Origin of the sequence: Lactobacillus sp. ESL0263, assembly GCF_003692845.1 — a bacterium.
GTDB lineage: Bacteria > Bacillota > Bacilli > Lactobacillales > Lactobacillaceae > Lactobacillus > Lactobacillus apis.
Genome location: NZ_REHL01000004.1, coordinates 127939 through 152250, shown reverse-complemented (window position 1 = coordinate 152250; position 24312 = coordinate 127939). Strand labels below are relative to the sequence as shown.

25 protein-coding genes are annotated in these 24312 nt (G+C 36.9%); 7 read left to right on the top strand and 18 right to left on the bottom strand.

Annotated features, from left to right (window positions below):
• Positions 1-18: 18 nt before the first annotated feature.
• From F5ESL0263_RS02730 to F5ESL0263_RS02710, 5 genes are all read right to left on the bottom strand, one after another.
• Positions 19-411 carry a DUF1149 family protein gene (locus F5ESL0263_RS02730; RefSeq protein WP_046306452.1) on the bottom strand — a complete coding sequence of 131 codons (393 nt, stop codon included), beginning with the start codon at positions 409-411 and terminating at the stop codon, positions 19-21.
• The gene (locus F5ESL0263_RS02725; RefSeq protein WP_046306450.1) at positions 411-971 is read right to left on the bottom strand and encodes a tRNA (cytidine(34)-2'-O)-methyltransferase; all 561 of its coding nucleotides are present in this window, start codon (positions 969-971) and stop codon (positions 411-413) included. The genes F5ESL0263_RS02730 and F5ESL0263_RS02725 overlap by 1 nt, the downstream gene beginning before the upstream one ends.
• Positions 972-1019: 48 nt before the next feature.
• Positions 1020-2222 carry an AI-2E family transporter gene (locus F5ESL0263_RS02720; RefSeq protein ID WP_122034670.1) on the bottom strand — a complete coding sequence of 401 codons (1203 nt, stop codon included), beginning with the start codon at positions 2220-2222 and terminating at the stop codon, positions 1020-1022.
• A 13-nt stretch (positions 2223-2235) separates the two neighbouring features.
• Positions 2236-2616 carry a PTS glucitol/sorbitol transporter subunit IIA gene (locus F5ESL0263_RS02715; RefSeq protein WP_122034668.1) on the bottom strand — a complete coding sequence of 127 codons (381 nt, stop codon included), beginning with the start codon at positions 2614-2616 and terminating at the stop codon, positions 2236-2238.
• 81 nt (positions 2617-2697) lie between these two features.
• Positions 2698-5454 carry a cation-transporting P-type ATPase gene (locus F5ESL0263_RS02710; protein ID WP_122034666.1) on the bottom strand — a complete coding sequence of 919 codons (2757 nt, stop codon included), beginning with the start codon at positions 5452-5454 and terminating at the stop codon, positions 2698-2700.
• A 161-nt stretch (positions 5455-5615) separates the two neighbouring features.
• On the opposite strand from F5ESL0263_RS02710, the gene F5ESL0263_RS02705 reads away from it, so the two are divergent.
• Positions 5616-6650, top strand: a complete 1035-nt coding sequence (locus F5ESL0263_RS02705) for a lactonase family protein (RefSeq protein ID WP_122034664.1) — start codon at positions 5616-5618, stop codon at positions 6648-6650.
• Positions 6651-6677: 27 nt separating this feature from the next.
• On the opposite strand, the gene F5ESL0263_RS02700 is transcribed toward F5ESL0263_RS02705, so the two are convergent.
• Genes F5ESL0263_RS02700 through F5ESL0263_RS02690 form a run of 3 tightly spaced genes read right to left on the bottom strand, consistent with a single transcriptional unit; the run spans position 6678 to position 8999 of the window.
• Complete coding sequence (locus tag F5ESL0263_RS02700) at positions 6678-7577, bottom strand: RluA family pseudouridine synthase (protein WP_122034661.1); 900 nt, start codon at positions 7575-7577, stop codon at positions 6678-6680.
• Entirely contained in the window at positions 7564-8370 is an 807-nt protein-coding gene (locus tag F5ESL0263_RS02695) for an NAD kinase (protein WP_074425597.1), read from the bottom strand. Before F5ESL0263_RS02695 ends, F5ESL0263_RS02700 begins: the two co-directional genes overlap by 14 nt.
• The gene (locus F5ESL0263_RS02690) at positions 8370-8999 is read right to left on the bottom strand and encodes a GTP pyrophosphokinase family protein (RefSeq protein WP_074425598.1); all 630 of its coding nucleotides are present in this window, start codon (positions 8997-8999) and stop codon (positions 8370-8372) included. The genes F5ESL0263_RS02695 and F5ESL0263_RS02690 overlap by 1 nt, the downstream gene beginning before the upstream one ends.
• Positions 9000-9504: 505 nt before the next feature.
• On the opposite strand from F5ESL0263_RS02690, the gene F5ESL0263_RS02685 reads away from it, so the two are divergent.
• Positions 9505-10128, top strand: coding sequence for a CYTH domain-containing protein (locus F5ESL0263_RS02685; protein WP_122034660.1), 624 nt, complete (start codon positions 9505-9507; stop codon positions 10126-10128).
• A gap of 80 nt (positions 10129-10208) precedes the next feature.
• Positions 10209-10850, top strand: coding sequence for a DsbA family protein (locus tag F5ESL0263_RS02680; RefSeq protein WP_122034658.1), 642 nt, complete (start codon positions 10209-10211; stop codon positions 10848-10850).
• On the opposite strand, the gene F5ESL0263_RS02675 is transcribed toward F5ESL0263_RS02680, so the two are convergent.
• The 6 genes from F5ESL0263_RS02675 to F5ESL0263_RS02650 form a co-directional block, all read right to left on the bottom strand.
• On the bottom strand, positions 10825-11694 hold the full coding sequence (locus tag F5ESL0263_RS02675) for a competence protein CoiA (RefSeq protein WP_370448831.1): 870 nt from the start codon (positions 11692-11694) through the stop codon (positions 10825-10827). The genes F5ESL0263_RS02680 and F5ESL0263_RS02675 overlap by 26 nt on opposite strands.
• A 55-nt stretch (positions 11695-11749) precedes the next feature.
• Positions 11750-12475, bottom strand: coding sequence for an adaptor protein MecA (locus tag F5ESL0263_RS02670; protein WP_122034653.1), 726 nt, complete (start codon positions 12473-12475; stop codon positions 11750-11752).
• A 104-nt stretch (positions 12476-12579) separates the two neighbouring features.
• Positions 12580-12978, bottom strand: a complete 399-nt coding sequence (gene spxA / locus F5ESL0263_RS02665) for a transcriptional regulator SpxA (protein WP_074425603.1) — start codon at positions 12976-12978, stop codon at positions 12580-12582.
• A gap of 208 nt (positions 12979-13186) precedes the next feature.
• Entirely contained in the window at positions 13187-14920 is a 1734-nt protein-coding gene (gene ptsP, locus F5ESL0263_RS02660) for a phosphoenolpyruvate--protein phosphotransferase (protein ID WP_074425604.1), read from the bottom strand.
• The gene (locus tag F5ESL0263_RS02655; protein WP_046306433.1) at positions 14920-15186 is read right to left on the bottom strand and encodes a phosphocarrier protein HPr; all 267 of its coding nucleotides are present in this window, start codon (positions 15184-15186) and stop codon (positions 14920-14922) included. The genes ptsP and F5ESL0263_RS02655 overlap by 1 nt, the downstream gene beginning before the upstream one ends.
• Positions 15187-15298: 112 nt before the next feature.
• The gene (locus F5ESL0263_RS02650; protein WP_046306432.1) at positions 15299-15481 is read right to left on the bottom strand and encodes a hypothetical protein; all 183 of its coding nucleotides are present in this window, start codon (positions 15479-15481) and stop codon (positions 15299-15301) included.
• A gap of 179 nt (positions 15482-15660) precedes the next feature.
• On the opposite strand from F5ESL0263_RS02650, the gene F5ESL0263_RS02645 reads away from it, so the two are divergent.
• Together F5ESL0263_RS02645 and F5ESL0263_RS02640 are read left to right on the top strand one after the other, a co-directional pair.
• Positions 15661-17856, top strand: coding sequence for an ATP-dependent Clp protease ATP-binding subunit (locus F5ESL0263_RS02645; RefSeq protein WP_122034651.1), 2196 nt, complete (start codon positions 15661-15663; stop codon positions 17854-17856).
• Positions 17857-17981: 125 nt separating this feature from the next.
• Complete coding sequence (locus tag F5ESL0263_RS02640) at positions 17982-18263, top strand: DUF1827 family protein (RefSeq protein WP_046306430.1); 282 nt, start codon at positions 17982-17984, stop codon at positions 18261-18263.
• 39 nt (positions 18264-18302) lie between these two features.
• Here F5ESL0263_RS02640 and F5ESL0263_RS02635 read toward each other — a convergent pair whose 3' ends face one another.
• Positions 18303-19874, bottom strand: a complete 1572-nt coding sequence (locus F5ESL0263_RS02635; RefSeq protein WP_122034648.1) for a peptide chain release factor 3 — start codon at positions 19872-19874, stop codon at positions 18303-18305.
• Positions 19874-20743 (bottom strand): hemolysin family protein, encoded by an 870-nt coding sequence (locus F5ESL0263_RS02630; RefSeq protein WP_122034646.1) that lies wholly within the window; start codon positions 20741-20743, stop codon positions 19874-19876. Before F5ESL0263_RS02630 ends, F5ESL0263_RS02635 begins: the two co-directional genes overlap by 1 nt.
• Before the next feature lie 100 nt (positions 20744-20843).
• Between F5ESL0263_RS02630 and F5ESL0263_RS02625 the strand changes: the two genes are divergently transcribed.
• A complete protein-coding gene (locus F5ESL0263_RS02625) occupies positions 20844-21305 on the top strand; it encodes a hypothetical protein (protein WP_046306424.1) in 462 nt (153 codons plus the stop codon).
• Positions 21306-21310: 5 nt separating this feature from the next.
• On the opposite strand, the gene F5ESL0263_RS02620 is transcribed toward F5ESL0263_RS02625, so the two are convergent.
• Together F5ESL0263_RS02620 and recX are read right to left on the bottom strand one after the other, a co-directional pair.
• Positions 21311-21790, bottom strand: a complete 480-nt coding sequence (locus F5ESL0263_RS02620; protein ID WP_122034643.1) for a hypothetical protein — start codon at positions 21788-21790, stop codon at positions 21311-21313.
• 9 nt (positions 21791-21799) lie between these two features.
• Positions 21800-22615 (bottom strand): recombination regulator RecX, encoded by an 816-nt coding sequence (gene recX / locus F5ESL0263_RS02615; RefSeq protein WP_122034640.1) that lies wholly within the window; start codon positions 22613-22615, stop codon positions 21800-21802.
• Between the two features lie 125 nt (positions 22616-22740).
• On the opposite strand from recX, the gene rlmD reads away from it, so the two are divergent.
• Positions 22741-24117 carry a 23S rRNA (uracil(1939)-C(5))-methyltransferase RlmD gene (gene rlmD / locus F5ESL0263_RS02610; protein ID WP_122034638.1) on the top strand — a complete coding sequence of 459 codons (1377 nt, stop codon included), beginning with the start codon at positions 22741-22743 and terminating at the stop codon, positions 24115-24117.
• Positions 24118-24312: the final 195 nt, after the last annotated feature.

Below are 24312 nucleotides of genomic sequence, written 5' to 3'. Positions count from 1 at the left end.
AAATCACCTAATTAGGCTTTAAAAGTTGGCTTGGAAGTTCAAATTAACTGGCTCATCCAGCGCAATTTGCGTAACTTCATAAGTCAAAGTTTCAATATATTCAACCAATGGGCGACTTAAGATTTTATAATCTGTTTTTGAAAGGTCACTACCATCACCAAAATAATCTTTAATTTTAACAACTTGGCTAATCATACCGCTAACAGTGAATTCACCGGGAGCGGGAGCCACTTCAAAGACAACGGTAATGTCGAAGTAGTTACCATCTTCACCAGGATCAGTGGTACCATCTTCATTTTGTTTTTCAACTTTTTTCAAACCAAAGTTCACATTGTCCTTAGTTTCAAGTTCTTCATTAATGTCGTAGTGAAAATTCTTTACTATGACTGGTGTTTCTTTATTAAATTCCATTATTGTTCTCCTTTTAAATTACGTTCATATCTTTCTGGACGATTATAACTGTCCTTAAGCTTATCATTTTCGTAGTGATGCTCTTTTTCCAATCCTGGAAAACCTTGTTGACGAATTGCTTCCAACAGGACAATCGCAACCGAATTAGCTAGGTTATAGCATCTGATATTATCAGACATTGGGATCCGTAAATTGCGTTCATAATATTCTCGCATAAACGTTTCTGGTAAACCAGTTGTTTCCTTACCAAAAACAAAATAATAATTCTTTTTTGGATCTGTATAACTTACTTCCGCATAGTTTTTTGATGAAAATTTGGAAATCAAGTACATTTCATCGTCTGGACCAAGACTGTTTAAAAAAGCCGTAAGGTCATCGTGCAGTCGCACGTCAACCTTATCCCAATAATCAAGCCCGGCACGTTTCATGGTTTTATTATCAATGCGAAAACCAAGTGGTTCAATTAAGTCCAATACAGTATTAGTACCAGCACAAGTACGTGCAATATTACCTGTGTTAGCAGGCATTAATGGTTCATATAAAACAACGTGATTAGTCACTTTTTTCTCCTTAACATAAAAAGTGTGGCCCAGTGACCACACTTTACTCTAATTCTTTGTCACTTCTTCGTTATCAACTGTCTTCTTTGGAACTAAAGAAGTTTTTTCGTCTTCATCAAAAACTTTTGAAACCTTACGATAGTAATTATACACACGCATGATGATGATTTTTAAAATTGCGTAAATTGGAATACCAAAAATCACACCCCATAGGCCCCAAACCGCACTTGAACCAATCAAGAGAAGAATAGTTGTAACTGGATGCATTTCCATTTTGTTTCCCATAACCAATGGACTAATCAGACGTGATTCAATTGTTTGCTCAACAGCAAAAACAATTAAAACTTTAATGACCATCGGTAGAGAAATCATGATACCAATTACGATTGCTGGAATGAATGCAATAAAAGTACCAAAATACGGAATCAGGTTTAAAAAGGCACTTAAAACAGCGAGCGCAATCCCATATGGCAGACCGATGATGCTATAGCCGATTGCAAACATAATCCCTACCCAAAAGGCAACTGTTAATTGACCTCTGATATATGAAGAGAGAGCTGTATTAATATCATATAGCAACTCACCAAAACTGTTTTGCCAACGTTTAGGAGCAAATTGGGTCAAATAAGGACGTAGATTATGTCCATCTTTTAACATGAAGAATAAGATGAATGGCGCCGTTAATAACGTCATAAATATCATCGTAACAATACTAATTGCTGACGAAATATTATCTAGTGCAGCATCAATCGCATGCTGGCCAGATTTAAATATCATGTCCTGCGCACGTGCAATTGCATCATTAATATTATTTTTCACACTATGAAATTGTGGATCACTTAACATATTTTGAACAGCAATTGTTGCATCATTCCAAATATGAGGCCAGTGTCTTATTAAAGAATCGACTTGCGTTTGTACAATTGGCAATAAAGTATTAACAATCCAAACAAGTAATACCGCTACCAGTAAAAACAAACCAATAATCGTTGCAACCCGTGGTACTTTGAACTTACGCTCAAGAATATCAACCAAGGGGTTCATAATGTAATATTGAATTAAGGCTAGTAACAAAGGCGGCAAGATTGCACTTACAAATAGCTTTGCCGGATTCATCACAAAAGATATTTTATTAAAGACCCAAATAATCAGGAAAAACAATAAAATATTGAGTAAGACAACACTAAAGCGATTATTCAAAAACCACTTTTGAAAAATGCTCTGTTTTCTAGGCTTTTCTTGTGAGTTCATTAAATCCCCCTATTTAAACATGCTCGTAGATAATTTCATCACCTACATTAAACTCTGGGAATGTTTGCTTATCAGCAAACGTCAAGTAGACAGCATTTGCCATGGGATTTTTAGGCTTATTTTGATCAAAAAAGATTGTAATATGACCTAAAGCTTTCATATTACTTTCGACCATTGCTCCGACATAATCAGCCACGTAGGTTTGACCATCAATCGTAATTGTGTCGCCCTTTTTGAACACAAACTGACTAACTGGTGTTTTATCATCAAATTTTTGAATCACTGAAACATCATTTAGATCAGCTGTCACATTGTCACTAAATAAAATCACCATTTTGCCATCCGCTTCAATAGCTTGTTGACCAATTTGAGTAATCGTTGAGTTCCATTTCATTTTATTAAGCTCCTTAGACAATAATTTTAGCATAACAAAAACCGCTTAACTAATATATAAGCGGTTTTATTTGTCTAATGACTATTTTTCACGATATAACAGCCATTTTTTGATTTCATCTATGATTACTAATGGGATTGGTAAGCAGAATAAGAAGAGCCAATCAATCGGCATTAATCTTGTAGTGTTAAATAATTGTTGTAAACCTGGAGTTACAGTTAAAACAAGGAACAATAAAATTTCAAAAATAATTCCATACCAGATATTACGATTACTGAATAAACCCTTTTTGAAAATTGAAACCTTATTTGTACGACAGTTTAGCACATTAGCAATTTGAGAGAAGATAATTGCTCCAAGTACCATTGTCGTAGCACGCATGTAAACTGAACCACTTGAAGCAAGTGCCACTTTTGGCCAACCATTTTGCATATTAACAAAGAAGTAAGCACAAATGGAAATAATACTTGAAATCAAGCCGTACCACAAAAATGCTTTGATAATTACACTTCGGTTGAGTAGATGTTCGCTTCGTTTACGTGGTGGTTGCTTCATCACATCTGGATCAACCGGCTCACCACCGAGTCCCAATGCAGGAAGCATATCAGTTCCCAAATCGACCGTTAAAATTTGCATAACTGTCATTGGAAGTGGAATCAAACCACCAGAAAGTAGGAAGAGAATCGATGGAAAAGCTTCCGGAACATTTGAGGTCAAGATATATGTCAAGAACTTACGGATATTACTATAAACTGCACGACCTTCCTCAATTGCAGCAACAATTGAAGCAAAGTTATCATCAGTTAAGATAATATTGGCAGCATCCTTAGCAACATCTGTACCTGTCATCCCCATCGCAATTCCGATATCAGCCTGTTTCAAAGCAGGGGCATCGTTAACACCATCACCAGTCGAGGCAACAATTTCACCATTTTCTTGTAAAGTCTTAACAACTTTATATTTTTGCTCAGGTGCAACTCGAGCAAAAATCACTTCGCCCTTAAGTGCCTCACGGAGTTCATCATCGCTCATCTTGTTTAATTCATCACCGGAAATAACTCTCGCTTTATCTGAAGTTAAACCAATTTGAACAGCCACAGTTTTGGCAGTCAACTTGGAGTCTCCGGTTACCATGATAATTTTGATTCCTGCTTCATGACAACGTTTAACGGCATTGTAAATTTCAGGACGTGGTGGATCACTCATCGTGGTTAACCCAACAAATACCAAATGTTCTTCGGCAGTTTCAATGGTTAACTTATTAATATCAGTGTCCTTAGAATCAATGATTCTGTAGGCCATTGCCATACTACGTAAGCCTTTAGCAGCATATTCTGCATTACGCTTATCAGCAACATTGCGGTCGTCTTCAGTCAGCGGCCGAACCTCCCCATCAACTTGAATCTGATCACATTGTTTAATTACGTCACTAAATGAACCTTTAGTGAAGATAATGTCTTGTGTATCGTTCCAGCGGTGGATAGTTGACATTCTCTTTCTGTCTGAATCAAACGGCAATTCACGTAAACGTGGGTATTTAACCAAAACCTTTTGGCGATCAAAGCCTGCCTTTTCCGCCATTATTATTAATGACGCTTCAGTTGGTGTTCCCAAAATCTTGGGTTTGCCGCCCTTAGTTTTACTTGGCTGAACAGCCGTATCGTTATCAAGCGAAGCAATTTGAACCAATTTATGTAAATCAGGATTTTCTTCATACCAAAGCTGTTTTTTATTTAATTCAACTTGGCCATTGTTTTCATAACCATTACCGGTAACTTGAAACTCATTTTTTAGTGTCCAAATGTAATGAATGGTCATTTGATTTTGAGTTAAAGTTCCCGTCTTGTCTGAACAAATGACGGTTGTTTCACCCAAAGTTTCTACAGAATTAAGTTCCTTAACCAAAGCATGTTTTTTGGCCATTCTTTTGACCCCTTGGGCCAGACTAAGAGTAACAGTTGGTAAAAGACCTTCTGGGATGAATGCAACAATCATTCCTAAAGCAAAAATGAATGCTTTTGCAAATGGGTATTTAACAAAAGCGATTGCTGCAATCATGAACACAATTCCGATTGAAACCGCAATAATTGATAACTGTTTAGTAAGTCGGTTTAATTCTTGTGTAAGTGGACTATCGACCTTGTTCTGCTTTTGGGTAAGCTTGGCAATTTTACCAAACTCGGTATTCATTCCCGTTGCAAATGCAATCGCACGTGCAGTTCCTGCTCCAACTGTAGTACCAGAATATACTAAGTTAGTTTCAGCGTAACTGCCCTCTCCAGGTGAATAGTCGGTTGTCTTTGATTCAGGAACAGACTCACCGTTTAAAGCACTTTGGTCGACCTGCATTGAACTTGCAGAAATCAACCGTGCATCAGCTGGAATTGAATTTCCAGCTTGCAAAACAAAAACATCCCCAGGAACTAATTCCTTAGCATCAATTTGGACCTTTTTGCCATCACGAATGGCTTCGACATATGTTGGCAGCATATTATTTAAAGCATCTGTTGCTTTTTTAGCTGCTCGCTCTTGCCAAAAACTAAATAACCCGTTGATGATATTAACTAGCCAAATAGCAATTCCCAATTCCAGTGTGCCACTAAACATGGCAACCGCGCCTGAAATCCAAAGCAAAATGGCCATCATACTAATAAAGTTTTTAAAAAAGGCCTTCCATTCAGATTCTTCTTTAGCTTTCTGAATTTGATTCGGACCATACTTCTCTAATCGACTAGCAGCTTCTTTGGAACTCAAACCGTCCGTAGAAGATTGCAAATTAGTAAAAACTTCAGAAATATCATTCTGGGCATATAGCTCACGAATTTTATTTTCGTCCATTCATTTGTACTCCTTAATAAAAATGTGATTTAATCGGAATATTCCGATACCATACTTTACCACTTTTAAACTAATGTAATCATGCAAATTTTTTACAAATAAATGTCATGTTATACTTATCTCATTAGTTCATATCACTGAAATTAAATGGAGGCTGAAAAATGAAATTATTAATTGGTGGTTACACCAAAAAAAAGGCTACAGGAATTTACGAATTACCACTTTATAATTCTGATAACGGCTTAAAAGTTGAACTGGGAACAGCAAAGGAAGTAATCAAAATCGGCGGTCCTACTTACTTTGTTCAAGACCAGGGTTTGATTTTCACAATTAACAATGCTGGTGATAAAGGCGGAATTAGTTCTTTCCAGCTAGTTGATGGTGCATATCAAGAAAAAGATTCTTATTTAACTGCTGGTTCTTCACCAGCTTACATTGGAATTGATTCAGTAAAGCACCTACTTTATACAGCAAACTATCACACTGGCGTTTTAGCTGTCTTTTCTTACACAACTGATGGTCAACTAACTCTAATCGACTCTGTCACACATACAGCAGACACACTTGGACCTCGTCCAGAACAAGTTGACGGGCCTCACCCACACTTTTTTGATGAAACACCAGAACAGAACCTGGTAAGTTGCGATTTGGGTAACGACTGCGTTGATTTTTATCGCCTTCAAAACAACAAGCTTGAGCACCTAGCTAAGTATCAAAATGAAGCCGGCTTTGGTACACGTCATATCGTCTTTAGTCCTGATGGAAATTACTTCTATGTCGTTGGTGAGCTTTCAAGTAAGGTCAATGTGGTTCAATTTAATGAAAAAGATTGGACTTTTAACAACATTGCCACATATTCAACTATTCCTGACGATTACACTGATCACAACGGTGCTGCTGCTATTAAAATTAGTCATGATGGTAAATTCATTTACGTCTCTAACCGCGGTCACGACTCTATTACCGTTTTTGCAGTTAAAGAGGATCACACGTTAGAGCTTAAACAACGCGTCTCTACTTTTGGTGAATTCCCTCGTGATTTTAACTGGGATCCAAGCGAGCAATTTGTTGTAGCAACCAACCAAAACACTGACAATGCTACCTTATATAAGCGCAGTGCTGAAGATGGTTGTCTCACTCCAATTCAAAAAGACATATACGTACCTGAAGGTACTCGTGTTCTCTTTAGCGAATAAAATTTAAACCAAACAAAAAGAACTGTTTTACAGTTCTTTTTTTGTGCTATTTTGCCATAAAGATTGCATATCTTCCGGATCCGCAATTTCAATTTCTACCAGCTGGTTGTGTGCAAATGGATCTGGAAAGGCTAAGTAAAAGCAGTTCAATGCTTGGCGCTTAAATTCGTCATTTATGCCATACAGCGGATCTCCAAATAAAGGATGGTTAATTGATTGCATATGAAGTCTGATTTGATGAGTCCGTCCAGTATAAAGCCTTAGTTCAACTAGACTAATTCCGGGCTCTTGTTTAAGAACCTGATAAGCTGTAATTGCTCGTTTGCCGTCTGGAGTGATACTTCGCTTGACCGCGTCTCCCTTTTTTCCAATTGGTTTATCAATCACACCCTTTAATTCATTTTCCGCAAAATTACCATGGACAATCGCATGATACTTTTTAACAAACTGATCTTTATCCAGTTTACTAAAACGCGAATGAGCTATTGCATTTTTACCAACCAATACTAAGCCTGAGGTTTCGCGATCAAGCCTGGTTACAACGTGCGGCTTAACACCTTGCAATTTTTGTTGTTCAAAATAACCCAAAACACGATTTACAACCGCATTGTCATCGTATCTTGAAGGAATTGACAAGAGATCTGCTGGTTTATTTATGACTAAATAGTTTTCCGTTTCTTTAGCAATCACTAAAGGCTTGTACGACGGTTTTAGCCATGGATTCTCCCTTTCGTTTCCCGGAACAAAAATCACTTCGTCACCAAAATGCAACTGATAATTGGTAAAACGCCGTTTATGGTTTACTAAAATCATTCCGTCATTGTTTTTTGCGTCATTAACAGCCTTTTTTGAAAACCCGTTTTTCATTAAAAAAGCCCCTAATTCTACGGGAGCTTTATTTTCTACTTTAACTTTAAATAGTGTCATGTTTATCCCCAATGAAGGCACTCTGAACTCGAGACCAAAAATGAGTATGTCCAAACCGGTCAAACCGAATTTCCTTGTTTGAAATTCGAAAGTCTATCTTTTTGGCATTATGAATGTTAATCCTATTACCGTCAACCGTCATTACAAAATGATCTGAATTAGGGACAATCGTAATCCACTGGTCAGGTGCAATGACAATTGGAGATGAAAGAGTTCTAAAGACACGATTATTAATCGATGCAATTTCAGTCATCTGCAGCGCCTTTAGTTTCGGATGAATTACTGCCCCACCAATTGACTTATTATAAGCAGTCGAGCCCGTTGGCGTTGAAACACAGAGACCATCACCACGAAAATTTTCAAATAGCTTGCCATCAATATAAACATTGGCCTCAAGTGTATGGGAAACTCGTTTAACAGCAGACTCATTCAAAGCTAAATAATGTTTGCGTTCATTAGACTCTGTTGTCAGTTCTACTTCTAGTAAAGGATACTTGGCCGATTCAGGTTCACGCAAAAAGAGTGCATCAACCATTTTATCAACATCTTGCCCCTGCCAATCAGTATAAAAACCTAAGTGTCCTGTGTGAATTCCAATAAAGCGAATCGAACTGATTTGTTTTTCATATCGGTGAAAAGCGTTTATTAATGTGCCATCCCCACCCACAGTAATCACTACATCAGGATATTTTGCGTCAAAAACCACGCCCTCTTTTGTGGCAAGAATCTTTTTTAAATGAGCTACTACTTTTAAAGTTTCTTCATTGGTATTATGAGCAATCGCTATTCTCATTATTTTTCCTTACCTTTGTTTTTGGTAAAAACTTTCTGTGCTTCTTGTACTTCATCCTTGATTAGCGACATTTCTTCATCAAGTTTATAGGCAGTTTCAGCCGTAGATTTTAATCTTTGCGAAATGTCTTCAGGATACGAACCTTGATACTTATAGTTTAACGTATGTTCTACGGTAGCCCAAAAGTTCATTGCTAGAGTTCTGATTTGAATTTCAGCCAGCAATTTTTTCGATCCTTCAGGAAGATAAACTGTATACGAAATCACCATGTGATAAGAACGATAACCTGATGGCTTGGCATTTTGGACATAGTCGCGCTCTTCTAAGACTTCCATGTCATCACGCTCGTGAATCAAATCTACCACTTTGTAAATATCGTCAACGAACTGACAAACAATTCTAATGCCCGCAATATCCTGCATATCGGTTTCAATTACATCAGGACTAATAACGCGCCTTTTCATTTTTTCTTTAATCGAATCTACCGTTTTCACGCGTCCAACAACAAATTCGATTGGTGAGTGCTCACCTTTAGTCAAAAAGCTCTGGCGCAGCGAACGAAATTTTACTTTTAATTCTCGAACGGCTTCAGTATAAGGCCATAAAAAAGTATCCCAGTCAAAATTCATTGAAATATTTCCTTTCTTAGTTGCTTCTTCATTCTAACATAAAACAAATGATAGCAATTTCATATTGGTGGCAGAAGCTATTATCTTGCTTGCTTTTTTTAATAACAAAAGTATAAAAAGTGCGATTAATTAGCTTTCTCAGTAAATTAATTTTTTAAAAAAGCTATTCTTTAACAATCCTTTAAAATTATGATAAATTTATTAAATAAAGTCAAAAAAGTTGCTCACTTTGATTTTTTTACTGTAATTCACATTTGCTTTATAGCAATAGTTTGGATAGCTCCATTCTTAAAAATCCAACTTTTGCTAAGCTTATTTTTTGACTCTTATGGCAAAAGTAGTTCAGAATGAAAAACGTTGCCGCATTATAATAAATGTGATCAAGTTGTAAAAAGTTGACTATAATATAGATAGGCAAGATTACTAGTTGTGATTTTCCTATGATAGCTTTTAAGGTAAGGTTACCTACTACAGCTAAATTGTTGATATACATTGGGGTAGATTAATGTCAGAGAATAATGAAATTGAAGCTAAGATAATTTTGCCCAAAACAACGTATTCGAAGTTATGTACAAGTTTTCCTGTTAAAAATGATTTTAAACAAGAAAACTATTACTTTGACACTGATAATGGCTTATTAAAGCAAGCACATATCAGCTGCCGGATACGCTTGTTTGAAGATCATGCCGAGCAAACGTTGAAAGTACCGGGTAAAAAACCTGTACAGCATCGTTATCATGAAGCGATCGAAATCAATGATGACTTGAATCTAGAGAAGGCACAAGATCTTCTAAAAGATGCTGAAGAAAAAGGCAAAATCATCTTTACTGGTTCAGTTGGTGATTATCTTAAAGAACACTTTGGTTCCAAAGCAACTTTATGCTTGCAAACATTCAGTAAAACACATCGAATTCTTGCTCAAGGACCACAAAATTGTGAACTTACATTTGACGACACAATGTATCCTGATGGTTTTGAGGACTTTGAACTAGAAGTAGAAAATGATGATCCTACTTTAATTGAAGTAACACTGAATTTGCTTAAGCAACAATATGGGTTAGTGCAAAATTCTGCTAACACAAACCGAGCAAAAATTGCACGCGCTTTCAGTCATCGTGGTAAAATGTAACTGTATGGATTTTTTCATTTTTAAAGGATAGATATTTGGTAAAGTTATATTGATTAATCAAGTTATGGAGGAGCCTGATCATGTTTGAGATATTTCTTTTTGTCAATCCAATTGGCGTATACTGCTATGATACAGAAGTAGCTGTTAAGAAAACGGTCGAAGAACTTGATATTAGTTCTTCTTTCCATTTTGTTCCTATTACCAACTCAAAAGTAATCAGAGACGACATTATTCGAAGAAAAACTTTCGGTCAAACAATAGACGATATTCCTGAATACACAATGGCGGCTTACCAGGCATTGCGTAATTATCATGCAATTAAACTTGAATATGGCAATAAAAAAGCACGTTGCTACTTAGTTAGCGTACAAAAGGCTGTGAGTAAGAACTTTAATGTTTATTCACAAGATTTGCCTAAAAAAGTTGCAGTTGATTTAGGTTTAAACTACAAACGAATCTGTGATTCTAAAATCAATAAATATATTGATGACTCGATTGAGCAAGACAAAGAGCTCGCACGGAAATTTAATATTCAAACCATTCCTACAACAATCTTTTTTAATGAAAGTGGAGACGATAATGGACTTTTAGTTGAAGGAACAATTGCCCACGATAAATTGCTTGCTTTATTAAAAAATAGTTACTGTAGTGAACCTCAAGAAGAAGAAGAAAAACAGGTGGAAAATGGTTATCTTCCTAGAAGGCACCTTCGCTTAATGTAAAGTATGTTGTAGCGTTATCAGCTGAATTGACAGAACGAACTTGGCTAAACACCCATTGTGGTAGTTCATCAACCGTCATCTGTTTTTGGTACAACTTTGCACCTATCTGCAATCCCTTAATACTTTTATGTGCTAATTGGATTTTAAGATAGTTCTTCTGAACGCTAGAATCAATCTGATATTTTTTCAAACGTGGCTTAAAATACCATAACTTTTCTAATCCAATAGAATCCAAACTAAAACTAGCAGTTTGAAAATGTAACATATCCGTTAGTGGTTCAAGTTTGACGTTATATTTCAAACGTAAACTCCTTTGATACGGATTAACTTCTAAATAATAATTATTCCACAACTCGTTTTCACGAAAGAAAATGAGTTGTGTTTTTTTGAGATAATGTTGAAGAAAGTGCCTTTTTCCTACAATCCAAATGTCCTTAATGCCAATTTGTTGATACAAAAGATGTCGGTGCATAAATTCTGATTTATTGAGCGGCGCGCATTGCACCTCAAAAGCCAACTTAGGACTTGCTAGCACATCTGCTCGTAATCTACCATTTGCAAGTGAAACTTCCGTCTGCGCGTCAAATTTAGCCGCTTGCAAGGCATCTTTAAGTAGTTCCTTGCTTTGCGCATGCTCATCTTTTTCTCCTGCCATATTGATAACCTGCGGCAAGTGCTTAAAGTAAGCTGTCTTCTTTTTTACAATTAACTGAACCTCTCTTTTACAATGCGGACAGAAATAATGTCGCCTCGCAAACTGCTTTGGGTTAGTACTTTCTTTTACTGCTTCTTCTCTGGCAGTAACTAATTCATTATTCAAAAATGCTGCGTACAAAATAATCACCTATTATGAAGTACGCAAAAAAAGACAGGTTTTACCCTGTCGTTTTTAATTAGTTTTATTTTTTAGCAAAAGTCTGACGTAATTGCTCTAATGCATCTTGTTTAATAAGACACTTTGCAGTTGTCCGGACACGTCCCATCTCTTCAGGCTTTACCTTGGTACCGTACTCATTAGCAATTGCCCACGCATCAGCAGGTTTAAGTTCAGAATAGTTTTCATTATCAAACGCTAAGTCAAGGTAAAAACGATTTCGTTCATAGTAAAGACTTGAAGAAAGATCTGGTGCCAATAAATTATCGGCAAGTTCAACTACAAATTCAAGATCAGAAAAACTGTAGCCCTGTTTTGTCTGCAATTTCCAAAACGATTTTTTAACTTTTGGAACTGTAGCTTCATCAGTGTCTTGACTGTCTTCGTCATCCAAATCTTCTTCATCATCGTCTTCTAAATCAAGGAAAGAGCGACGTGCATCATCAGTATTTTCGTTTTTAATATCGCCAAAATCCTTCTCAAATAGTTTTGATAAGCTCTCTGGATCCTGATTCGTTGCCTTAGTGATCAACAGGTCAAGTCCACCATTATTTGGCATCACTTGAAAAGTGACTGGAGCATCTTGGCTAAAAGAATGGTCGGTGTCAATTTCATCTAAAATTGAATAGAAAAATTGTTGGATCTTACCTTTATCGCCCAGCAAATCTAGAACTTTCAGGCCACGTTTAGCTAATTCAGACTTGTTAATTCTCACGCGGATAGTATTTTCATTAATATGTTCTACTTGCATGAGTCATTCACCTCCATCAGATCCTTTGTTCTATTGTAGCGTATTTTGTACATAAAATAAAAGCGTTAGTTCTAAAACTAACGCTTTTTTTGAAAGATTTCAAATTATAAATCTGCGATTTTTTGCATTTCCTCAAGTTCAAGTCGACGAACTTTTCTAGGCAAGAATCGTCTAATCTCGTCTTCATTGTAACCAACTTGAAGACGACGATCATCCATAATAATTGGTCTTCTTAAAAGACTTGGGTCCTTTTCAACCATATCTAGTAATTGATCAATTGACAGATCATCCAAATTTATTTTAAGTTGTTGGAATGCTCTGGATCGTGTAGAGATAATCTCTTCAGTACCGTTTTCAGTCATCCGCAAAATTTGGATAAGTTCCCCTTTAGTAAGTGGTTCAGAAAAGATATTTCTTTCCTTAAAATCAATATCATGTTTCTTCAACCATGCCTTCGCTTTCCGACACGAGGTACAACTTGGAGATATATATAAATTTACCATATATTTTCACGCTCCTTCTGATCAAAAAATGATTCATTACCTCTAGTATTATATCACATTACTTTCTTTTTATAAGTAATGTGTCTATGCTATCTATATTTTATGATAGTGAACAAAAGTGAAGAAACTGTGAAGAATTTCTCAAGAAAAAGTAAAGAAATAAAAAGAGTGCATTAGTATCTAATGCACTCTTTGTTAACCTATGAACTTAATTATTCACTTTTTTCATTAAGTCGTCAACTAATTTTTCGTTTTCTTCAGCAGTTTCTGAAACAAAACAAGCAGTATTAGCTAATTCCTTAATATCTTCTGTGTTTAACTTCTTCATTAAGCTTCTAATTCTTAAAATTGAAGTTGCGCTCATTGAGTATTCATCAAGACCCATTGAAAGCAAAATTGGGAACATGGTGCTGTCGCCAGCGGCTTCACCACACATACCACACCAAATGCCATTTTCATGAGCAGCATCAATTGTGTGCTTGATCAAACGCAATACTGAAGGGCTAGCTGGTTGGTATAGGTATGAAACATTATCATTACCACGGTCAGCTGCCATTGTGTATTGGATTAAGTCATTGGTACCGATTGAGAAGAAGTCAACTTCTTTAGCGAATTGGTCAGCAATAACTGCAGCAGCAGGAACTTCAATCATCATTCCAACTTGTAAGTCTTCGCCAACCTTAACACCGCTTTTAACTAACTTATCTTTTTCTTCAGCCAAAATTGCCTTAGCCTTACGCAATTCACCCAAAGTACCGATCATTGGGAACATGATGCCCAACTTACCGAATGCTGATGCACGTAAAAGCGCACGTAATTGTGTACGGAAGATTTCTTCATTTTGCAATGACAATCTGATAGCACGAACACCTAAGAATGGGTTCATCTCTTCTGGAAGATCCCAGTAGTCTAAGTGCTTGTCACCACCGATATCCATTGTTCTAATGACAACTTGCTTGCCATTCATTCCTTCGATAACTTCTTTATAAGCTTCGAATTGGTCTTCTTCACTTGGGAAGTCCTTGGAATCCATGTACAAGAATTCAGTTCTATACAAACCAATAGCTTCAGCGCCGTTCTCATTAACGCCTTCCATATCATTTGGTGTACCAATGTTAGCTGCAATAATGAATTGCTTACCATCAGCAGTTACAGAAGGTTCGTTCTTGAGTTTCTTCCATTCAGCCTTTTGCTTTAGGAATGCTTCACTCTTAACTTTGTAATCAGCAACTTGTTCATCAGTTGGCTCAATTACTGCATCACCGTTCAAACCGTCAACAACTAATGTTTGACCGTTTTCAACGTCTTTAGTAATTGAATCTGTACCAACAACAGCAGGCAATTCAAGTGAACGAGCCATGATTGCTGAGTGGGCAGTACGACCACCGATATCAGTAACAAAGCCCTTAACAAATTTCTTGTTTAATTGAGCAGTGTCACTTGGAGTAAGGTCATGAGCAACAACAACAACTTCATGATCAATTGAAGCTGGATTAGGTAATTCCTTACCTAACAAGTGAGCCATGATTCGTTTTGAAACATCGCGAACATCAGCAGCACGTTGTTGCATATATTCGTTATCTGTCATGCCTTCAAAAATTGTAATGAACTTTTGAGCGGTTTCATCAAGTGCAGCTTCACTGTTAATTTTTTGCTCTTTGATTTCATTTTCAATTGCACCTGTAAATTCAGGGTCATTCAAAATCATCAAGTGAGCTTCAAAAACTTGAGCTTCTTCTTCACCTAAACTCTTTTTGGCACTATCACGAATTTTTTCAACTTCTTCAGTTGATACTGAAATAGCTTCATGGTAACGAGTTAATTCACTGTCAACATCTGAAACAGTTGTTTTCGTGAAAGAAAGATCTGGTTCGACCAAGAGATAGGCTGGTGCTACAGCAATACCATCACTAGCAGCAATTCCTTTTAATGTCTTGGTCATTATTCAGCTAATCCTTCTTTTTTCATTGTTTCTGAAATAGCGTTGATTGCATCTTTTTCATCATCACCATCAGCACTAATTGTAACGTCAGCATTCTTACCAACACCGAGTGACATAACACCCATGATTGACTTCAAGTTAACTGATTTGCCATTGTATTCCAAGTTGATGTCTGAACCAAACTTTGAAGCAGCTTGTACTAACAAAGTTGCTGGACGAGCATGAATACCTGTTTCTGCAATAACATGAAAATCGCGTTTTTCCATTATAAATATCTCCTTTGAATTGAAAAATCAAACCGGTAGTAACTACCTATTCGCTTACTTAGACTATCATTTTTTTGTGAATTAGACAACATAAATGTAACAGTTTACATCATCAAAGTTCCGTCGTTGATTGCTTGTAAACTATTTTTCCACCACGTAGGGCCTTCCCAGTTATGTTCTGCCTTTTGCCAAAAGATCTCAAAGCAGCCTGAAACGCAAATGCATCTTTAGGTTCAACTTCATAATGATCTAATTCACCACTTGCTAACTGCTCTAAAATTTTTTGATAATCCAAATATACCACCGTTTTTCTAAAACATACACTAAAAATTAAGCATTTTTGCTTTTACAAGTGATTATTTTAGCATATTTGGATTCAATAGATAATAATGTATATCATTCCGAGTTTTAGCACTTGATTATTGAGAGTGCTAATTATATAATTTAGTCATTGAAAAGAAAGGCGGTAATGTAATGCTCTGTCAAAACTGTCAAAAACGACCTGCCTCTATTCATCTTTTTGCGAAGGTAAATGGAGAAAGCCGCGAAATCAATTTATGTGGACAATGTTATCAAGAACTTAAACAACAAGGAAATATTAACATGAGTAACGACAACAACGGTTTCTTTGGCGACTTTAACGATCTCTTTAATTTTAATAATGAAAATGCAATGAACGGCAACCCTAATAACCCAGGAAACCCTGGAATGAACAATGGTAATCCTAATAATGGTGGTGGAGGCCGTTCACTACTCGATCAATACGGTACAGATTTAACTGCTCTTGCTAAAAAAGGCAAAATCGACCCTGTTATTGGTCGTGATAAAGAGATTGCACGTGTCATCGAAATTTTAAATAGAAGAACCAAAAACAATCCTGTCTTAATTGGTGAAGCCGGAGTTGGTAAAACTGCGGTTGTCGAAGGATTGGCACAACAAATAGTTGATGGTTCAGTACCTGCAAAATTACAAGATAAACGAATTATTTCATTAAATGTTGTTTCTCTTGTTCAAGGAACAGGAATCCGTGGCCAATTCGAGCAACGGATGCAACAATTGATCAAGGAACTGCAAGATCATGACGACATCATCTTGTTTATTGATGAAATTCATGAAATAGTTGGCGCCGGAAATGCTGAAGGCGGCATGGATGCTGGTAACATCATTAAGCCTGCTCTTGCCCGTGGTGACTTGCAACTAGTCGGTGCAACTACCTTGAACGAATATCGTGAAATTGAAAAAGACTCTGCTTTGTCACGTCGTTTCCAACCAGTTGATGTTAAAGAACCATCAGTTGCAGAAACTATTCAAATTCTAAAAGGTATTCAGAAACGTTACGAAGACTATCATCACGTTCACTACACTGATGATGCAATCAAATCTGCAGCTGAATTATCTGAGCGCTATATTCAAGATCGTTTCTTACCTGATAAGGCCATTGACTTGCTCGATGAAGCTGGTTCAAGAATGAACTTAACCATCCCTTACGTTGATAAAGAAAAACTGCAGGAAAGAATTGCAGCAGCTGAAAAATTAAAGCAGGAATCATTGCAAAATGAAGACTACGAAAAAGCTGCTTACTATCGTGATCAAATTGAAAAATATAATAAGGTAAAAGACCAAAAGGTTGATCCTGATAAATCACCAGTTATTACCAGCAAGATTATGAATAAGATTGTTGAAGAAAAAACTGGTATCCCAGTTGGTGACTTACAAAAACAAGAAGAAAATCAACTGCAAAACTTGGCTTCTAACTTAAAAGAACATGTAATTGGTCAGGATAAGGCTGTCGACAAGGTAGCACGTGCTATTCGTCGTAACCGGATTGGTTTCAACGAATCCGGACGACCAATTGGCTCCTTCCTCTTTGTTGGTCCAACTGGTGTTGGTAAGACTGAACTTGCTAAACAATTAGCCAAGCAAATGTTTGGTTCAGAAGATGCCATGATTCGTTTTGATATGTCAGAATATATGGAATCCTATTCAGTTTCTAAACTAATTGGTTCTGCACCTGGCTACGTTGGCTATGAAGAAGCAGGTCAATTAACTGAACAGGTTCGTCGTAATCCATACAGTCTAATCTTGTTAGATGAAATTGAAAAAGCTGATCCTTCTGTAATGAACTTGTTCTTACAAATTCTAGATGACGGTCGCTTAACTGATTCTCAAGGTCGTACTGTTTCATTCAAAGACACAATCATTATTATGACATCTAACGCGGGTCAAGGTATTAAGGAAACCAGCGTGGGCTTTACAGCTGAAAATGCTAGTGATGAGCCAGATGCTGCTCGTTCTTCAATGAGTCAATTCTTTAAACCTGAATTCTTAAACCGTTTAGACGACGTAATCGACTTCAACGAACTATCTAAGGAAGACTTAGTTAAGATTGTTGACTTAATGCTTAACAGTGTAAACAACATGGTTAAGAGCCGCGGAATGCAAATTACTGTTACTAACGAAGCAAAGAACAAGTTAGTTGAGGAAGGCTACAACCCTGCTATGGGTGCACGTCCACTTCGCAGAACTATTCAAGAAGAAATTGAAGATAAAGTAGCTGATTACAAGCTTGATCATCCAACTGCTAAAAACTTAACTGCAAGTGTTAAGGACCAAAAGATTGTTATTAGCGATGAAGAAAATAATTCTTCCGATGAGGAAATTGATCATTAATCTCTCGGCTTTATGCAATAAAATTTTAATTAATTACAATATAATTGCTTTTTTGCAAAGAAAAATGTTGTAATTAGCGTTATACTAAAGTAAAAGATAACTACTAGAAGAAACGGGTGAAATCCATGCACTTAATAGATGTAACCAATAGTTATAAGGATCTAGTTCATAGTCAACTGAATTCGACTAACGTTAATTATGTAAAAGTTTATTCATTAGGAAATACCTCTGTCATCTATACCGAAAGCAATGAAGCAATCGAAATTGCTTTGGAAAATCATGATCGTCGTATTCGTAAAGAAGAAGCTGAATTTGTCATTAAGCGACTAATTAAGGAAGATGATCCTTCCTACGTTATAACCTTTGACAAAAACCAACAGTTAATTGAAATCAATATTGATAAATAGAAAAAAGGTTGATAAATTTATCAACCTTTTTTTGTTTGCTTATAATTTTTCAGTTAATTTAACATCCGGATACTTATCTTGGAAAAAGCGCTCAGCAAACTGATTTTCAAATAGAAACAGTGGCTGATCATAGCGATCTTTAACCAATAAGTTACGGCTATTCGACATAGCAGGATCAAGTTGATCCGGATCAATCCAGCGAGCCACACGATGACCGATACTATTTAGCTCTACATCTGAGTTATATTCGTTCTTCATTCTGAACTTAAAAACTTCAAATTGCAGTTGACCAACGGCACCCAAAATATATTCATCAGTTTGATAGTTGCGGTATAACTGAATCGCACCCTCTTGAACCAATTGCGTCATTCCTTTATGGAACGATTTTTGCTTCATCACATTTTTCGCAGTTACACGCACAAACAATTCCGGTGTAAATTCTGGTAATGGTGGGTAAACGATTTTCTTTTTACCAGCATAGATACTATCACCTATTTGGAAGTTGCCAGTATCATAGAGACCAACGATATCGCCGGCAACGGCGTCGGAGACTTGAACACGTTCACTAGACATGAACTCGGTCGCATTATTTAGCCTAATTGGCTTATCAGTCCGCGCAAGAGTAACATCTAAGCCCTTCTTAAATTCGCCACTACCAATTCTAATGAAAGCAATTCGATCCCGGTGATTTGGATTCATATTAGCTTGAATCTTAAAGACAAAGCCTGAAAATTCCGGGTCATCTGGACTTAGCTCTTCATCATCATTAACTGTGTGTGCTTGTGGAGCTGGAGCCAATTTCACAAAGCTCTTTAAAAAGGTTTCAACCCCAAAGTTAGTTAAGGCAGAACCAAAGAATACGGGGGTCTGGTCACCTCTGAGAATCTTCTCAGAATCAAAAGTATTACCAGCTTCTTTGATTAATTCAATTTCATCTAAAGTATCCTTAAATTGTGGGTTCTGGCTTAATGGTTCGCTTTCAGGCAAGTTGCCATCTTGATCAAGTGGCAAGAAACGGTCTTCACCGTCCTTGTGATAAAGCTCAACTTGATTATTGGCAATATCATAAAGACCCTGCAAAGTTTGGCCGGAACCAATTGGCCAATTCATCGCAACTCCTTCGATGCCAAGAAGATCTTCCAATTCCGCAATTAAGTCTAGTGGTGGACGACCATCACGATCCAACTTGTTCATAAACGTGAAAATTGGAATACCACGTTGCTTGACAACTTTGAACAGCTTTTTCGTTTGTGGCTCAATACCCTTAGCTGAGTCAATTACCATGACTGCTGCATCGACCGCCATCAATGTTCGATATGTGTCTTCCGAAAAATCCTCGTGTCCTGGTGTATCAAGAATATTAATTCTTTTACCATCGTATTCAAACTGCATCACGGAACTAGTAACGGAGATACCACGTTGTTTTTCGATTTCCATCCAGTCACTAGTTGCATAATGGCCTGTTTTACGTGCTTTAACGGTACCAGCACTTCGAATAACGCCACCAAAAAGAAGCATTTGCTCCGTAATCGTTGTTTTACCTGCGTCAGGGTGCGATATGATAGCAAATGTTCTTCTCTGTTCTACCTTATTTTTAAGTTCATCACTCATTAATTACTTTGCTCTTCTTCCTTTTGTCCTTTGTCTGGTATCGTCAACAAGACCGTGAGTAACCTTGACCGGTTCATTCTTCTTGTGGTCAAAACCATCCCATTGTCTAATTTGACTGATAATTTTTCTCCTTTGGCAGGAATAATTCCCAATTTAGTGATTACGTATCCGGCTACTGTATCAACGTCTTCCATTTCAAGATCAGTACCAAACTGTTCGTTAAATTCGTCAAGCGGCATTTTCCCATAAATCACATATTTATTCGGAGCGATTTGTTCGGATAAAACTTCAGTATGATCGACTTCATCGTCAATGTTACCAACAATTTCTTCGATCAAATCTTCAATGGTTGCAATACCAACAACTCCACCATATTCATCGGTTAAAATTGCTAATTGCTGCTGTGTTCGCTGCATCTCAACTAGTAATTCAGCCAAATCAGTTGTTTCTGGAACAAATAGCGGTGGATTCATGACATCTTCATAGTTAATCTTATCAAAGCCTTTTTCCCAAGCCTTTCTAAGCACTGTTCTGATATGAATGACACCAACAATCTTGTCCTTGTCCTGCTTGTAAACAGGGATTCTTGAATATGGCTCATGCAAAATTTCTTTAAGGTTATCCTGCAAGCTAACTCCATAATCGACCATAAAAGCATCGATTCTAGAAACCATGACTTCACGGACCATTCGTCCTTGAAAATCCAAAACATTATTTAACATCGAAAACTCAGTGTCACTCACTTTTTTCTGATCGTGCAGTTCCTTTATTTCCTCAGTTAAATGTTCTTTCGTCTCTCCATCGCTTGAAGAGGATAATTTATTCTTGAAAATTTGAAATAAATTCCCCTTATCAGGGTCGCTAGCCATAGTTTTTTCTCTCTTTCTAAAAATACGAAGTTTAATAGTGCCATTATATCATGTACGCACAGGATATGTTAAAATAGCACGTAAGAAATGAGGTTTATTAATGAAAAAAAGTCATGTTTTACTTGTTTTTACGTTTTTATTGCTAATACCATACATCTGCAGTCTTACTATTATTGGTATCGGTTACGATGCATTAGTACTGCATTCAGCTGACTTGTTCAGAACCTCAATTGGTGCATTTGTCGGCGCTCTAATTATGTTTGCAATTAAGGCAACCATTCAACGTCCGGTCGACCTCTTGGCTGTGGAAGTTGATGACGGATTACTAAAACAACTTTTACGTTTTTTCAGTATTAGACGGCGTCCACTTTTGCAATTAGCCAATATGATTTTGGACTTTGTTCTCTGCTTTGGCGCAACGTTTGTTGTTCGCCAATTTCTAACTTTGGATCAGATTGTTGGCAAGTCGGCAGGAATCGTAATGTTAGTCATGTTACTTTCAACCTGCTTAGGTGCCTACGTTGAATACGATAATTTATCAATCGACCCTAACCAACATTAAATAAACTATTCACTGGCATCCAGATATAACATCTGTGCCAGTTTTTTTGTCGCTAAATTTAGCGTTTGAACAAAGTACGGTGTTAGGCTATCACCTGGATTTTCATACATTTGAATTCCTTCATCGCCAACTTTTTGTAAAAATGTTGGTAAAACTGAATTAAGTGGTTGACTGAAAAAAGCAAGATTTTGCTGGTCAAGTTCTTCAAGTGCAACCTCATTTTGAGGTAAAACAAATCTCATTAGACCGCTAGGAACTTCTATTTCGTTTGGAACTAGTACACCGTACCAGTACATAAAATTTTCTGGACCGAAAACGATCATGCTAGCCCGTTGATCAGTCAATTCATGCTCGGCTAAAAACGCTTGAAAAACCTGATCTTGTTCCATTTCCACATTACAACTAGAAAATGTTCTTTGGTCATCCATCAGTTGATCGGAAAAAGGACGACCAACAAATGTACTTTTTTCTTGTAACTTTTTCATAAAAACTCCTTAATAGTCTGCTAATTCATCAAGCGGGATAATTTCTCCTGCTAAAAAAGAATCAATTTCATTGCTGGCAAAACCATGTGTATAAAGATAATTACGGATTTTACTGTTGCGCTCTTGTTCGGGCAACCTTCTGAAGCGCTTATAAGCCTTAACGCCCTGTTTTTTCAAAGCATCAAGTTGCTCACTTTCATCTTGCGCAAGATCCAGTTCGGCAATTATCTCATCAGCAATTGAACTAGAAAAGCCATGGCTCATCAACTTGGTCCTCATTTTACGCTCAAGTTCACGTTGTGAAATTCTGCCAATTTTACTTTTCATTGACTTCAAGACCCGTTGTCCCGCATCTTGCCATTCGCTGTCATCAATCTGTTCCAACCCAATTTGGACTAATTCAGGATCGATTCCCTTTTGCGTAAGTTTACGTGAGATCGTCATTGGCCCATCAGTACCAATTCGCAAATTTTGTCTAATTGCTAGATCCACGTACTTTTGATCGTCCAAAAAGCCCATTTCGGTTAATTGACTAACTGCAGCTTGCGCAGGTTCATTATCAATTCCATGATCCTTTAAGTATTGTAAAACTTCATAAACCGTTCGCGGTTCATAATTTAAATACCTTGATGCTAAATTAGTTGCTTTTGCATCTTCATCATATTGCTTGACCTCATCTACTTTTTCATCAGTCAGCTCTTGTCCTTTTAAAAGAACAAATTCAGCGACAGTCTGCTCACTGGCGGAAAAAGCATACTTGCCATCTAAAAAGATATTATACCGACCCGGACGTTTTTGACTGCTTACTTTAGTAATTATTGGCATTTTACTCACCTTTCTACTAGGTTATAATTACATGCTAGCAAATTTCTTTCATTCTTGCGAAAAAGTTTTGTTAGGTAGTACAATAAATTGTTAACATTGTAACGTTTTATTGTAGAAAGAAAATTATGTACAAAAATTTTAAGCAAAAAGAAACAAAAGAAAAAGACGTTATCATCACGATTAAACGCTTAGGAATTAATGGTGAAGGTATTGGCTATTATCGCAAGAAAATCATTTTTATTCCAGGCGCACTGCCAAACGAAGTTGTTGTGGCAAAAATTATCAAGGAATATCCGCACTACATTGACGCTGAACTAGTTCGCATTAAGGAAAAAAGTCCCGACCGTGTTCCTTACCCTAAAGGCGTTGATCCAGCAATCGGCGGACTTGAGCTGGCACATTTAAGTTACGAAAAGCAGCTTGAATTCAAGCGTGACAATGTTTTGGAAGCATTAAGAAAATATCATCCACGCGGTTACAATAAGTATAAAGTCAAAAAGACAATTCCTGCTCCAAGTGAATGGCACTACCGTAATAAGGCTCAATATCAAATTGAACAAGATCATGGTCAAACTAAACTCGGTTTGTTTGCTCCAAATTCACATGAACTATACGATTTACCTGTCATGCCAACGCAAAACAAAGCAACGCAAGAGACTGAACGTAAAATAAAAGAGCTGGTTGACAAGTTACACGTAGCAGTTGCCGATCCTTTCAGACACTATGATGGTTTAAAGACAATCGTTGTCCGCCAAGCGGAAGCAACCAAAGAAATTCAAGTAACACTGATAACGGTTGGACACAAAATTAAGAACTTACCTGCTTTAAATAAGGAAATCATTAATTTGCCTAATGTTGTTAGCGTTTTTCAGAACGAAACTGATTGGCGCAACCCTCAAGTTTGGGGTAACAAGACAGAAAAATTGGCCGGCAAAAATCAAATTATTGATGAAATCTTAGGCAAGAAGTTTGCCCTTTCACCACGAGCATTTTTCCAATTAAACCCAGTTCAAACTGCAACCTTGTATTCCGAAGCGCTTAAATTCCTCGACTTAAAACCTGAGGACACTTTAATCGATGCCTATAGTGGTGTCGGTACACTGGGAATTTTAGCAGCAGATCAAGTCAAACAAGTGGTGGGAATTGAAACTATTCCAGAAGCTGTTGAAGACGCTAAACACAATGTTGAGCTTAATCATTTGCGTAATGCAGATTACTTTCAAGGCAGTGTGGAAAAAGTTCTTCCTGAATTGCAGAAAAATGGTGTTCCAATTGATGCCTTAATTGTTGATCCGCCAAGGACCGGACTTGCAAAGAGTCTAATTAAGACCTTATTGAAAATCAAGCCTAAAACTTTTGTTTACATTTCATGTAATCCTTCCACTCTTGCACAAGACTTAGTGTTATTGAGTGAAGCATATGATGTTCGCTTAATTGAAAATGTTGATATGTTACCTCAAACACCACGCTGTGAGTGTGTCGTCAAATTAACCTTACGCTAATATAAAAAAGTTGTCGCAAATTGCGGCAACTTTTTTATTTGTGGATGGAGGTATTTTAATGCTTTTGGTGAATAAATAAAGACCAACCTTTATTATTTGATAAACCGATCTCTTTAAGTAAAGATCATTATCCCTTAACTATTAGAAAGCCAACTCATATATGACATATACTTTACTTTAACAATATACAGAATA